The organism is Paenibacillus polygoni (assembly GCF_030263935.1).
Taxonomy (GTDB): Bacteria; Bacillota; Bacilli; order Paenibacillales; family Paenibacillaceae; genus Paenibacillus; species Paenibacillus polygoni.
In genome coordinates this window covers 2952153-2966494 of sequence record NZ_CP127162.1, presented here as the reverse complement: position 1 = coordinate 2966494, position 14342 = coordinate 2952153, and the positions used below count along the sequence as shown (strand labels likewise).

At 42.4% G+C, this 14342-nt stretch carries 12 protein-coding genes; 5 read left to right on the top strand and 7 right to left on the bottom strand.

Going from position 1 to position 14342, the window contains the following annotated elements; genetic code table 11:
- The first annotated feature begins 52 nt into the window (after positions 1-52).
- Positions 53-1564: an MDR family MFS transporter gene (locus QPK24_RS14185; RefSeq protein WP_213531542.1), complete on the top strand. Its 1512-nt coding sequence runs from the start codon at positions 53-55 to the stop codon at positions 1562-1564.
- Positions 1565-1691: 127 nt separating this feature from the next.
- On the opposite strand, the gene QPK24_RS14180 is transcribed toward QPK24_RS14185, so the two are convergent.
- The 5 genes from QPK24_RS14180 to QPK24_RS14160 all read right to left on the bottom strand — a co-directional run bounded on the left by QPK24_RS14180 (position 1692) and on the right by QPK24_RS14160 (position 6710).
- The gene (locus QPK24_RS14180) at positions 1692-2513 is read right to left on the bottom strand and encodes an SPL family radical SAM protein (RefSeq protein WP_285742131.1); all 822 of its coding nucleotides are present in this window, start codon (positions 2511-2513) and stop codon (positions 1692-1694) included.
- A gap of 199 nt (positions 2514-2712) precedes the next feature.
- Positions 2713-3414: an ABC transporter ATP-binding protein gene (locus QPK24_RS14175; RefSeq protein ID WP_191799674.1), complete on the bottom strand. Its 702-nt coding sequence runs from the start codon at positions 3412-3414 to the stop codon at positions 2713-2715.
- Entirely contained in the window at positions 3414-4514 is a 1101-nt protein-coding gene (locus QPK24_RS14170) for an ABC transporter permease (RefSeq protein ID WP_285742127.1), read from the bottom strand. The genes QPK24_RS14175 and QPK24_RS14170 overlap by 1 nt, the downstream gene beginning before the upstream one ends.
- A gap of 133 nt (positions 4515-4647) precedes the next feature.
- Positions 4648-6036: a sensor histidine kinase gene (locus tag QPK24_RS14165; RefSeq protein WP_285742125.1), complete on the bottom strand. Its 1389-nt coding sequence runs from the start codon at positions 6034-6036 to the stop codon at positions 4648-4650.
- The gene (locus QPK24_RS14160) at positions 6033-6710 is read right to left on the bottom strand and encodes a response regulator transcription factor (RefSeq protein ID WP_285742123.1); all 678 of its coding nucleotides are present in this window, start codon (positions 6708-6710) and stop codon (positions 6033-6035) included. The genes QPK24_RS14165 and QPK24_RS14160 overlap by 4 nt, the downstream gene beginning before the upstream one ends.
- 161 nt (positions 6711-6871) lie before the next feature.
- Between QPK24_RS14160 and QPK24_RS14155 the strand changes: the two genes are divergently transcribed.
- The 3 genes from QPK24_RS14155 (at position 6872) to QPK24_RS14145 (ending at position 11227) form a co-directional block, all read left to right on the top strand.
- A complete protein-coding gene (locus QPK24_RS14155; RefSeq protein WP_285742121.1) occupies positions 6872-7738 on the top strand; it encodes an aldo/keto reductase in 867 nt (288 codons plus the stop codon).
- A 119-nt stretch (positions 7739-7857) separates the two neighbouring features.
- Positions 7858-9039, top strand: coding sequence for a NupC/NupG family nucleoside CNT transporter (locus QPK24_RS14150; RefSeq protein ID WP_285742119.1), 1182 nt, complete (start codon positions 7858-7860; stop codon positions 9037-9039).
- Between the two features lie 151 nt (positions 9040-9190).
- Positions 9191-11227: a catalase gene (locus tag QPK24_RS14145; protein ID WP_285742116.1), complete on the top strand. Its 2037-nt coding sequence runs from the start codon at positions 9191-9193 to the stop codon at positions 11225-11227.
- 110 nt (positions 11228-11337) lie between these two features.
- Here the strand turns inward: QPK24_RS14145 and QPK24_RS14140 are convergent, their stop codons facing one another.
- Complete coding sequence (locus QPK24_RS14140) at positions 11338-12558, bottom strand: CynX/NimT family MFS transporter (RefSeq protein ID WP_285742114.1); 1221 nt, start codon at positions 12556-12558, stop codon at positions 11338-11340.
- Entirely contained in the window at positions 12545-13252 is a 708-nt protein-coding gene (locus QPK24_RS14135; protein WP_285742112.1) for a FadR/GntR family transcriptional regulator, read from the bottom strand. Before QPK24_RS14135 ends, QPK24_RS14140 begins: the two co-directional genes overlap by 14 nt.
- Before the next feature lie 166 nt (positions 13253-13418).
- Here QPK24_RS14135 and QPK24_RS14130 point away from each other — a divergent pair, with 166 nt between their 5' ends.
- A complete protein-coding gene (locus QPK24_RS14130; RefSeq protein WP_285742110.1) occupies positions 13419-14315 on the top strand; it encodes an LptM family lipoprotein in 897 nt (298 codons plus the stop codon).
- The last annotated feature ends 27 nt before the right edge of the window (positions 14316-14342 follow it).

Genomic DNA, 14342 nt, shown 5'->3' with positions numbered 1-14342 from the left:
TTTATGATTATTTCATATATACTTAACAGTTTTATAAATTGGAGATGAGAAAATGAAAAAGAATCGAGCTGCCTCGTTTGTAACCATTGGACTTTTGCTTGGAATTTTTGCTTCGGCTATTGACAACACCATTGTAGCTACAGCTATGGGTACCATTGTAGGTGATTTGGGTAACTACGACCAGTTTATTTGGGTTACTGCAGCTTATATGGTGGCGATGATGGCAGGTATGCCGATATACGGTAAACTGTCTGACATGTATGGAAGAAAGCGGTTTTTTCTATTTGGATTAACTGTGTTTATTATTGGTTCAGCCCTTTGCGGATTATCTCAGACGATGGGACAGCTTATCGCGTTTCGGGTCATCCAAGGGATTGGCGGCGGAGCACTGATGCCTATCGCATTTACCATAATCTTTGATTTGTTCCCTGTTGAAAAACGTGGAAAAATGACAGGGATGTTAGGTGCCGTGTTTGGATTATCAAGTGTGGTAGGTCCGCTATTAGGTGCGTTTTTGACGGATTCCTTAAGTTGGCACTGGATTTTCTATGTAAACCTTCCGATTGGTGCGTTATCGATCTTCTTCATAGCTAAATATTATAAAGAAACATTGGAACATCAGAAGCAGAAAATTGACTGGGCAGGGGCATTTACACTTGTTTTGGCAATCGTATGCCTTATGTTTGCACTGGAGCTTGGCGGTGGCAAATATGCATGGGATTCTGCTTTAATTATCTCCTTGCTTGTAATCGCAGCTGTATCTTTTATCATCTTCATATTTGTTGAGATCAAAGCAGAAGAACCGATTATTCCCTTCTGGATGTTTAAGAAACGTTTGTTTGCCACTTCACAAGCGCTTGCCTTTATCTATGGTGGAACATTTATCATTCTTTCGGTGTTCATTCCGATCTTTGTACAAGCTGTATACGGCGGTTCAGCAACGAACGCTGGGGTTGTACTGATGCCGATGGTCATCGGGACAGTAATCGGCAGTATGATCAGCGGGATTACACAGACAAAAATCCGTTTTCGTTCGCTGATGATTTTGTCTGTATTTAGTTTCCTGGCAGGTATGATTTTACTGTCAACGATGACACCTGAGACTTCAAGAATCATCTTAACGTTATACATGTTTATTGCTGGTTTTGGTGTTGGGTTCTCCTTTTCACTGTTGCCAACGGCTTCCATCAACAAACTTTCCCCGCGCTTCCGCGGAACGGCGAACTCGACGAATTCTTTCTTGCGTTCGTTCGGGATGACAGTAGGTCTTACCATCTTTGGTACGCTGCAGACACATACTTTCACTAGACGTCTAACAGAAGCTTTTGGCGGAGCGAGCAGCGGTTTTGCTGGAGATATGGACACGAGAGAAATCTTCACTCCCCAAGGTCGTGCACAAATTCCGCCTGAGGTTCTAAGTAAAATTACGCAAGCGATGTCGGATTCCATCACACATGTATTCCAGATCGCCATTATCCCGATTGCGATTGCTGTTGTTATCGTGTTCTTCATGGGATCGGAACGTGCACAGTCAAGTGAAGCGGAATTGAAAGAGTCAGTCTAATTATTAAGGATGTAAACTGAATATCTATTAAGACAAAGACCATGAGAAGATACTCCTCTCATGGTCTTTGTTTATAAATAATAGAATACTTCTGCGGGTCTAGCTAGAAAACATCATCTCTAGCAGATTAGAAAGGAGCAAATCCTTCCTGACTGATCCGGACCTGCTGTTCGGGATAGACTTCACGCATCCGGCGAGCCACCACTTGATATGCTTCCGGATGATACCAGTCACTATATCTTAGTTCTTCGTATTTATCTCGTATGCCTAGTTGCTGCGTTCGTCTTCCATGGGCTCCATCTCCCATGAAAAAATCATCAATGCATACTAAATCTACGACCGGACGAAGGAGTTCGGGAAATGCTTCACTGCTAGGCAGTACGGGTGCGATGGCAACTTGTGTAGGAATTCCAGCTTCGCGCAGCTTGCGAAGTGTTTGTATACGAGCCTGAATAGGTGGGGCAGAGGGAGAGAAATGGGAGCGAATCTCATCAAGATCGGTTTCCACAGTCATACTTACCCGGACCCGATTACTCAGTTTTTGTAGAAGATCAATATCTCTTTTTACGAGCGGACTTCGGGTTTGTACCAGCAGAAAATCGGGCTGAACCTCTGTCATAACTTCAAGCAAAGAACGCGTGATTTCTTCTTTGTATTCGGCAGGTTGATAGGGGTCCGTACTTGAAGACATAAAGATCGTAACCGCACCCTTTTTCTTTTCTCTGATCAGTTCTTTTGTCAGTAGTGCAGCACTTTCTTTCTTTATGTCTACCCAGGTTCCCCATTCTTTTCCTCGGAATAAAGAAACGGGCATTTTACGAACGTAACAATAGGAACAGCCAAACGTACAGCCCGTATATGGGTTAAGGGAATGGGAGTATCCAGCCAGGAAGCCAGTGCCCTTATTTAGTAAAGTTTTAGGTTGTTTATATTCATAATCTATACTCATAAGTTAAATCCCTTTCAAGAAATGGTATTATCTTTCCTCATTATATTACACCTATAATATCCAATAATCGAATATACGGACATGTACTGAATGTTCGAGCAGACACCTAAGGACGTTAAAAAGTAGAACCTAAGGAAGTTGAAGAGTAGATATCAAAAAAAGCAGCGAGCCTATTAGTAAGGCTGCTGCTTTTCATCATTTAGTGCTGGAATACAGGCTGTTCCGTGAGTACGCCATCTTCCATATATACGACCCGATCACAGAGATCGAGCATCCGGGTATCATGTGTAACCATGATTGCCGCTTTGTTTCTTTCTTTTACTTCTTGTGAGAGCATTTCCACGACGGCCCGGCCCCGTTCAGAATCAAGACTTGCTGTTGGTTCATCGGCCAGCAGAATTTCTGGGTCATTCATCCAGGCTCTAGCAATCGCAACACGCTGACGTTCACCGCCCGAGAGATTTTCCGGATAAGCATGGGCGCGGTGACTTAGCCCAAGTCTACTTAACATCTCATCGGCTTTCTGGTTTGCTTGTTTTCCTTTCTTACCAGACAGTTCAGCGATTAAAAGGAGCTGATCCTTTACCGTCAGATAAGGGATGAGATTGGCCGATTGAAATACAAATCCGATTTTATCAAGACGTATTTCATTCATTTGCTTCTCTGAGAATTGACTCAGATCTTGTCCACCAATGACTATACGTCCACTGGAAGGCGCAAGCAGTGCACCAGCAACGGAGAGAAAGGTGCTTTTCCCGGAACCGGATGGACCGACTAGGGCAACAAATTCACCGGCCTTTACATTCAAGGTTACATTCTTCAGTACTTTAATAGAAGAGTCGCCGTCACCAAATGTTTTTGTAATATTTTCTAGTTGTAATTTAAGATTTGCTGTGTTCATTAAGCAGCCCTCCCTATAGCTTCGATCGCATCAATTTTAGCAACTCGGTACACGGACAGTAGAGAACCAAGGATAGATACTACGATAAACAGAATCGAACATAGAGCAACTAGTGATGGACTCAGGTCAAATGGCATACTTGCAGGAAGAATAGCTGCGACACCATAAGTTAGCAGGATGCTCAAGGCGAGACTGACAATCGTAATTATTAAAATTTGGGACATCACATTACGCACCAGGTAACTGTTTTTTGCGCCGATGGCTTTGAGTACACCGAATTGATTCATCTTTTGAATCGTAATCACGTAGAAGAACACGGCCAGAACAAAGGCAGCAATGACAAATAAGAAGGCAATCATCATGAGAAGCGAGCCGCTTTCTTCTTTATACCCAGGAATTCCAGCTAACGTGTCATCCTTGGCGATGACTTCAATGTCACTGATCTGACTGACTTCGTCCGCAATGGCATCTGTTGTTTTTAAAGCGATCGCGCTAAAATGGTAAATCTCACTATCCGGATCCGCATCATGAAGTGCAAACCATCCTGCCATATTCATGTGAAGAACCGGAGTATGGCTGTAGGATTGTCCTTCTGTAAAACCGATTATGGTGAACGACTTTCCAGAGGATTGATCCTGGATTCGGTCGCCAACCGCAAATCCTTCCTCCTTCAGAGAAATATCAGCGACCACTTCGTCCGCCGTTTTATTGTCGATCATTGAACCTTCTACAACGGTCGGAGCGATAAAGCTGTCCGTATCAATAGCAAAAAAGGAAGCATCAATTTTGGTGCTTGTCCCTTCTTTGGTTAATGTACTCATCTGCAGACCAAGAGGTGTAGCCCCTTCATCCCCAGTAATGGATCTTACTTGGTCCAATGTTTCACTCGATAACAAAGAACGATTCAGTTTGAGTTCGGATTCATTCTGCATAACAATGTAATCAGCGTCCATATTTTGCAGCGACGATACGTTGTCATTACTGAGACCCTTGGCAAGACCCGTAACGAACAAGACGAGCCATGCAATGAGAACCATAATGAGACCGATCAGCAGATAGCGTAATTTGGCGTGTTTCATTTCTCGTAAAGCTAAAAACATACGTTTCAACCCCATTCCTTAAGCTTTTCTATATTTTTAATTTCTCACCCACTGCTTAAGTATCAGGTTGAAATATGAACGGAGGATGAACAGCATATTACAAATGGAACATATAAAAAACCCCCCCAGGTTTTCAATCAGGGGAGGAGATCGGGATCCATATTTGAATGCATGTACCTTTTCCTAGTTCACTATGAACCGTAATTTGTCCATCGTGCATATCCATAATTCGTTTTACTATCGCGAGTCCAAGACCACTGCTGCCTTCGCTGCGATTTCGAACTTTATCGGTTTTATAGAATCGATTGAAGATATAAGGAAGATCTTCTTCTTTGATCCCTATGCCGGTGTCTTCAATTTCGATCAAATGATGGTTATCTTTCTCTACAAGCCGAATTCGAATGGTTCCTCCGGGCTCAGTGAACTTAATACTGTTTGTAATTAGATTAACCCATACTTGATGCATCCATTTTGGATCCGCATAGACCTCTGCGGAAGAGAGCTGTAGATCTAAAGCAATTTCTTTTTCCCGCCAGTTCCATTCCAACATATACACAACCTGTTTAATCTGATCTTTGGCAGAATAAAGCTGCTTATCAATGATGGATTCCTCTTTATCCAGTGAGGCTAGAGTGAGCAGTTGTTTACTTAATTGAGATAGTCTTCGGCTCTCGGAAGAAATAATATCAAGGTAATGCAACCGTTCCTCTTCTGTTAACTGATTTGATTTCAAGCGCTCAGAGAATCCTTGGATTGAAGTAAGAGGGGATTGGATTTCATGAGAAACGTTCGAGACAAACTCTTGCCGCATGGATTCAAGTTGTTCTAAGCTTTTTGCCATCTGTGAAAAATGATTAGCCAGCATACCGATCTCATCTCGTCTTCGAGCATGTAACTTAATATGATAATTGCCTTTGGCAATTTGTTTGGTTGCTTCCGTTAAGCGAGTGACGGGCTTCACAATATATCTCGTGCTAATGAAGACAAGTATAATGCTGATTAGTGTTGTCAGAACGAGAAGTAAGGCAAAGAAAATACGAAGTTCTCCGAACTGCAGCTCTACATTAGGGCGAACAAAAAGAGCGTGCGTCTTTCCGTTAACAGTAATAGGCATCCCAATCGAGTTGCTGAGTGAATTGTCAAAAAAACCAGTAATAAATAATTTTGCAGGAAAGTCGGCAATGCCGTGATATACTTGTCCGCCGAGCACCTGGCGAATAACGTCTGAATCTAAATTTTTCTTACGAAAATCTCCGCCATAAAAAGTTCCTTGGTCCGGTGAGTCGGCTAGATAGATTTGATACCCTAAATCTCCGATGCTGTTAAGATAAGCAGGTAAGTTCACTTCCGGGTTCTCTTTATAGAACTGAATGATATCGTTTGTCATGTCTGTCATCTTTTCATCGTTATAAGGCTTCAAATTATACTGGTAGTACGTATTAGAGATGACAAAAGCCAGCAGGCTGCTGAGCAGCATGACCAAGGCAGTCGTAAGTACAATACGAAGATACAGTGTTTTCACCTTGAGCAGACCTCCAGTTTATACCCAATACCGCGAATTGTTTTTATAACAAAATCATCGCTTCGATGTTGGAATCGCTCTCTAAGACGTTTAATATGTACATCAATTGTACGATCATCTCCCTTGAAGTCGGCTCCCCATACGAGATGAATTAATTCTTCTCTGGAATAGATTCGGTCTGGGTAGCTGGCGAGCTGGGATAATAACTCGAATTCTTTCATCGGAAGCATTAATAACTGATCATCACAGTACACTTCATAGCTGTCTCGATCAATGATCGTTCTTCCGAGTGTAATCTTTTGAGAATTAACCATTCGGTAACGTCGTAACAGTGCTTTGATACGAAAAATAAGTTCTTTTGGCTCAAAAGGTTTGGTTACATAATCATCTGTTCCTAGCGCATATCCTTTTTCCTTATCAATGAGTTGATCTTTCGCAGTCAGCAAAATGACAGGGATATCATAATACTTGCGAATTTCCTCAACCAACTCATACCCATCTTTGCCAGGCATCATAATGTCAACGACGGCGAGATGAATTTGTTCCGTAGATAGAAGCGAGGAAGCCATCGTTCCATCAGCCGCTTCGTATACGGTATATCCTTCTGCAGATAGATAAAAATGGACCAGTTCCCGGATATGTACGTCATCATCAGCAACTAAAATGTGGATCATAAGAGTTCATACCTTTCTTTATTGTTAAAACTTTGAAATAGAAGGATATAACGCACAAATTTTAGGTTAATGTACAGTAACCCATGCTATTCAACAAATTATCTTATACCCCGAACCGAAGAAAGGCAAATGAACACATCATAATAGTGGATTAAGAAGGGATGAAGAATATGATTAAACAACCTACCGTTACACTTCCAGATGGAACGAAGCTCCCGGCAATTGGACAAGGAACATGGCATATTGGAGACGACCCAAGCAAAAGAATGGAGGAAATAGCAGCACTCCGGCTGGGTGTAGAACTCGGGATGAAAGTGATTGACACCGCCGAAATGTATGGTGAAGGTTTATCAGAGGAACTGGTAGGTGAAGCGATTCACGGGATCAGAGATGAAGTTTTTCTTGTATCTAAAGTATACCCCCATAATGCAGGAAAAAACCGAATTATTACAAGCTGTGAACAAAGCCTTAGAAGACTAAAAACAGATCACCTGGATCTTTATTTATTACACTGGAGAGGCGACATTCCGCTTGCAGAAACCATCCAAGGAATGCAGCGACTCGTTGAGGAAGGAAAGATTGACCGCTGGGGTGTATCGAACCTGGATAAGGACGACATGGAAGAATTAATACAGCTGGATAAAGGAAATCGATGCATGGTAAATCAGGTGCTGTATCACCTGGGATCGAGAGGAATTGAAGTCGATTTATTACCGTGGCAAGAAGAACATCAGATGCCAATCATGGCTTATTCTCCTTTAGCTCAAGGAGGAAGTCTTAGAAAAGAGTTAGTGCAGCACGAGACGGTGATAAAAGTAGCCGAAAAACACGGAATTAGTCCATATCAATTACTATTAGCCTGGACACTCCGCTCGGGTAATGTCCTTTCGCTGCCTAAATCTTCGAGTGAAAAGCATGTTAAGGAAAATGCATTCGTATATGAAGTAATGTTGTCAGCGGAAGATCTTAAACAACTGGATGAGGCTTTTCCCGCACCTATGAATAAGGTTCCACTTGATATCGTATAAAAAATAGAATAAACAAGCCCCGATTAGATCACCATACACTATGTAATCGTGAAATGGTTTTACATTAGACACCATTACCCAATGGTGATAACACTTGGATCAAAAGGGGCTTGATATTCATGTCAGTTTTCATTGGTATCGTCGGAATACTCTTGTTGCTTGGTGTATGTTATTTACTGAGCAACGATAAAAAGAATATCAATTTCAGGGCCATTATTGTCCTGATTTTAGTTCAATTGGCAGTAACCATAGTCATGTTCAAAACGACATTTGGTAATATGATTGTAGAAGCAATTTCTAATGGAGTTTCCCACGTACTTACCTATGGACATGAAGGAATTAGTTTTATTCTGGGTGATCTGGTTCCGGCAGATGGCAGCATCTTTTTCTTTAATGTTCTTTTGCTGATTATTTTCACGTCCACGCTGCTTTCCATTCTTACCTATATTCGAATATTGCCAATGGCAATCAAGTACATAGGTGGTGCTTTGGCTAAAATTACTGGATTATCGAAAGTACTCACTTTTAACAGTGTGAATAGTATTTTCTTTGGCCAGTCAGAGGCATTTCTTGCGATTAAATCCCATCTCGATAAGATGAATCGGAATAAGTTGTTTGTTGTATCGACTGTTGCGATGGCAAGTGTCTCTGCCTCGATCATGGGGTCTTATATGACGATGATTCCTCCACAGTATGTACTTGTCGCGATGCTGCTTAATGCACTATCGGGACTCATTATTACGACCTTCATGGCACCGACGAAGGAAGCAGAAGAAGAAGTCATTAATATTAAAGATGCCTCAAATTCTAAATCTTTATTTGAAGCAATATCAGCCGGAGCGCTCGATGGAGGAAGGATAGCACTGATCGTAGCAGCTATGTTGGTTGCATATGTAGGTCTTATCGCACTCGTTGACGGCTTATTAGTAGCTGTGATCGGACTTTCATTCACTCAGCTTTTAGGCTATATATTTAGCCCGATCGCTTTTATTATGGGGGTTCCATCGAATGAAATAACAACAGCAGGTGCGATTATGGGGACAAAGCTCGCAACGAACGAATTTGTAGCCATGTTGGAGTTTCAACCTTTGATTCCGGGGCTATCCGCAAAAACGGTAGCGATCGTGTCTTCGTTCCTGGTTTCTTTCGCTAACTTTAGTTCTATTGGGATCATCTCGGGTTCCATCCAGGCGCTAAATGGGGAAAAAGCAAAGATAGTCGCTACTTTTGGACTTAAAATGCTGCTCGCAGCTACCTTTGTTTCGATCCTGACGGCTACGGTTGTTGGATTGTTCGTTTAAAAAATTTGGACAATTAAAGAATACCTTAATGACGGAGACAACGTGTCTTCGTCTTTTTATTTTTACTCAGCAAAGAAGGAAGTGGAGGGAAATCGAAGCTTTAGTAATGAAACTGTTACCGTCATCGTAAGTATAATGATGAGGTGATAACATGAACGAACCGTTTAACAATGAAAATAAAAAAACAGAGCAATTGAAATCTTTTATACGAGATAATACGGGTAAACCACTCACTTCAAATGAAGGAATTAAGATTTCAGATGATGAAAATTCACTAAAAGCAGGAGACCGCGGACCTACCCTGCTTGAAGATTTTTTATTTCGGGAGAAGCTTGCTCATTTTGACCGTGAGCGAATTCCCGAACGTGTGGTCCATGCCCGGGGATACGGAGCACATGGTATTTTTCAGGTATATGAATCTCAAGAGGAATTAACAATGGCTCATTTTCTGCAAGATCCCAGCTTGAAAACACCTGTTTTTCTAAGGTTTTCACAAGTTGCAGGATCGAGAGGAGCGAATGAAACTGACCGGGATGTACGCGGTTTTGCAACTAAATTTTACACGGAAGAAGGAAATTTTGATCTGGTAGGCAATAATATTCCGATCTTTTTTATTCAGGATAGTATTAAATTTCCGGATCTGATCCATGCCGTAAAGCCAGAACCGGATAATGAGATACCGCAAGGGCAGACAGCACATGATACATTTTGGGATTTTATTACTTCAAATCAAGAGTCGGCAGCGATGACCCTCTGGATTATGTCGGATCGAACGATCCCTCGCAGTTTCCGCATGATCGAAGGGTTTGGAGTACATACGTTTCGGCTCGTTAATAAACATGGAAAATCACGATTTGTGAAATTTCACTGGAAACCGCTGCTGGGTCTTCATTCTCTCCTATGGGATGAGGCTCAAAAGATTGGGGGTGTTGACCCTGACTTCCATCGCAGAGACTTGTGGGAGAATATTGAAGCAGGCAACTATCCAGAATGGGAACTAGGCATTCAGGTCATTGAAGAAGAGGATGAGTATAATTTTACCTTTGATATCCTTGACGCTACAAAATTGTGGCCTGAGGAGCTCGTTCCGGTACGTAAAATCGGGAAGATGACACTTAATCGAAATGTAGATAATGTTTTTGCAGAAACAGAGCAGGTTGCTTTACACCCAGGAAATATCGTCCGCGGAATTGATTTTACGAACGACCCGTTATTACAAGGCAGATTGTTCTCCTACACAGATACACAAATTTACCGGGTTGGGACGAATTTTCAGCAACTTCCGATTAATAGACCGGTTTGTCCCGTTCATAATAACCAAAGAGACGGTAATGCCAGGTATGTAATCGACCAAGGGAAAGTAGCCTATCATAACAATTCACTAGCGAATAATACACCCTATACGGTCCCTGGAACAAAAGGCGGATTTGTAACTTACCCATCATTAGTACACGGATATAAAGTGAGAGCTACAGCCCCTAGTTTTGATGATCATTTCTCACAAGCTAAATTGTTTTGGAACAGTATGAGTCCCGTAGAAAAACACCACATTATTGACGCTTACTCTTTTGAACTTGGAAAAGTGAACTCGATCGAAATTCGGCAAAAACTGGTGAACATGCTTGCTCATATTGATCGGGTACTGGCTACACGCGTGGGGGAGAATTTAACTTTACAACCGGCAGAAGTTCCCGAATCTACAGTGACTGAATCGAGCCCCGCACTGAGTATGATGAACACCCGTTATCTTACGAATACCTTAAAAGTAGGTGTGCTCGTTGATGAAGGATTTGCAGGTGAAGAAACAAGAGAAGTATTAGAAATGTTAATTAAAAATGGATTGAAACCTGTGATCATCAGTGTTAGAAATGGCATGATTCGTGATGATAAGGGAGACCAGTGGGTAGTCAATGCGAGTTTTTTAACGACATCTCCTGTACTCTATGATGGTCTTTATCTAGTAGGAAGTGAGAATGCTGATCCGTATTTTATTAACCGGGCGAGGGCATTTATTGTGGAATCTTATAATCATTTTAAACCCATTGGAAGTTCACCCCTAGGCGAGAAGTTGCTCCAGGAACTCGGCATCGCCGGTAAACCAGGCGTAGTTACTAACCATTCAGCAAATGTTTTCTCAAAAGTATTTACCGAAGCCATGGCAAAACAGCGCTTCTGGGATCGTTACTAAGCACATTTTAGAAAAAAGATAGTGAAAAAAGAGGGTCTTTCCTGAATACAGGAAGACCCTCTTTGTATGAACCATATCATGATTTATTTATCACTTGAATCTGAATCCATTTATGAATTTGATTCACTTATGAATCTGTTTTTTGCTGCTCCAAGCCCGCAGATGAAAATTAAGATACTTGCTGCGAACAATAAGAACAGCGGAATCGCCCAGCTTGCAGTCAGATCATGCAGGTAACCAAACATCATAGGACCGACAGCTGCCATAAGATAACCAACGGACTGCGCCATACCTGATAATTCGGCTGCTTCACCTGCTGTTTTTGTACGAAGATTGAAAAACATCATCACTAGACCAAAAGAGAAGGAACCGGCAATTCCAATCAAGGAAACCCAGAGAGGAACGAAAGCGGTACTTCCGAAAATCAGTCCTAAAATTCCAACCGTATACAGCGAGAAAGTTACGTAAACAAGTGGAATTTGGCTTTTCATGCGGCTAGCCAAGATCGGAACCAGAAAAGTAAATGGCATCATCGAAAATTGGGTGAGGGATAACATCCATCCGGCCGTGTCCGCTACCATTCCCCGGTCCATAAGGATCTCTGGCAACCAGGATACAATATTATAAAAAATAAAAGATTGCAGTCCCATGAAGAAGGTGATCTGCCAAGCGAGCGGTGACTTCCACATGTTCACCTGAGATCGGTTAGAAGCTGAGGTGGCTGCACTTAGCCGGGCCGATCTCATCCGAGGCAGCCAGGTCGCCAGGGCAAGAACGGTAAGGATGACCCAGCAAGCAAGAGCACCTTTCCAGCCGATTCCAAGCTGCACAGCAAGCGGGATGCTGATTCCTGAAGCGAGAGCACCGCATATATTCATTGACAGTGTATAGGCACCAGTCATAACTCCTACTTTATTCGGGAATTCCTGCTTCACCAGACTCGGTAAGAGAACATTACATACGGCGATGCCAAGTCCAACGAGTATCGTACCTGCAAAAAGGGATCCAGCGCCAAATAAGGTGCGTCCTATGGCCCCAAGCGCAATGAATAACAAGGCACAAAAAATAACCCGTTCCATGCCGAATCGGCGTGAAAGTTTTGAAGCAAATGGGGAAAGTACAGCAAAAGCAAGTAAGGGTACAGTGGTGATCATACCGGCTAATGTGTTAGATATCCCTGTACTTTCTTTAATAGAACCAAGCAATGGTCCGATGGAAGTAATGGGAGCACGTAAATTTGCTCCTATTAAAAGAAGGGCAACTACAAGAATAAAGCTTTCGCTTATTCTCCATTGCCGCTGTGTTACTGCGGATTTTTCAATTGATTTCATTCATGCTGCCTCCAAATTGTATAAAATGTTGTTTAGATTCTTCGATGTAATGATGGACAGCATCTACTGCTCGTACCTGATCTTGTTCTACAATTGCGTTTAACAGTTGTTCATGCGTGTCTTTACTGTAGTAGGCGTCGCCTGTCTTAGCGGTTATCTTGGTTACCATCTCTTTGAGGGCATCCGTAATATGTTCATAGAGGTCCATTAGAAGACCATTCTTGCTTGCTGCAACAATCGCCTTATGAAACGCTACATCCCAATCCGCAAAATCTTCATACTGTCCATTCTGTATCGCTTCATTCTGACACTCAAAACATAGCCTGATTTGTTCTATGTCGGAGTCGGTTCGGTTATTCGCTGCGAGATAGGCCGCTTCTCGCTCCAAAGCGTGGCGTACTTCGAGAGATTGTATATAATCCGTTCTGTTCACTCTTTTCTGTAATACGGGTCCAAGGGAACTAGATGCAGAAACATAGGTTCCATCGCCTTGCCTCGTTTTCAAAAGTCCCGCATGGGTTAAGGCCTTAATCGCTTCTCTAAGCGTATTTCGGCTAACTTCTAATTGACCCATCAGTTCGGGTTCAGGGGGAATCTTTGATCCGAGAGGCCATTCTCCTGTTTCAATTAATTGTTCCAATTGGTCTACAATCTGTTCTGTCAGCGAACGCTTCGTTATTTTACGTAAACTCATTTCTGTACCTCCAAACGTAGGATGTTTGGCCCTTTGATATTATAGCTGTCCGAGGAGGAAAAAGAAAAGGATAAAAACGGAAATGGTTCTCTTTATGAAAATAAGGTGAATCTTACGTAACTCATGTAGGGTTCAAAGCGTTTACATAAGATAAGGAGGTGTTCTGATGAGAAAAAAGATGAAAAAGCGGACCGCTGTGCTCATTACCATCTTGGTACTTACACTGGCTGCTTGCGGGCAGAATGGAGCAAGCGGACCATCAACAGAGCCTGGCACCGATCAGGAAAACAATCGACCAACTGAACCAGAAGTGATCGTGAAGGAAGCCAGCGGAACATTTACAGGACTCGCTGATTCACATACCATTGAAGTCATTCTTGAAAACGGGGAACCGCAAGCTTATCAATTTGGCGAATCGCTGATGGAAGAGATCTCTATTCTTCAGGAGAATGATATCGTATCTTTAAAATATGAAGAGAAGCCGATTGAAGGAGAAGATACCTTGAAGCAGCGGGTACTTATCGAGATAGTTAAAACAGGGACAAGCGGTGGTGCTGTGCCTAACGAAGATGCTGACAATGCTGAAAGTAGACCCGATACACAAGAGCTGACACTTACGTTAGAAGGGATGACTGAACAAAAAGAAGCAAGAATCATCTCGGCTGCCGACGGTTATTCCTTTTATGTTTTTGATATTTTCACATTCAATCCGGAAACAGGGCTGCTCACAATGGACGTTGATCCGAATTATGCAGTCCAGATCGAGAAACTGCCTGCTGATCTACAGCTTCAGGAACAGGAGGAGAAAGGAACGCGAGTCCTTGCTGAGTATGGAGAAGTAGAGGTCGTATCTGAAGAGGAGAGACCTGAAGCAATGAAGGATGCCAGGCTCTTTCTAACTGCCAAGGAAGAGAAGAACGGAACAGTACATCAGTATATTATGAAGGAACAAGACGGTAATAATTTAGCTTTTACCATCACCATCCCTGCAGGTGAACCATCGGAAGGTTTTGTACCGCATGTTTATGCAAGTTTAAATACGGTTGAACTAGAACATGAATGAGCAATTGCCAAGGAAAAAGATTAGAGA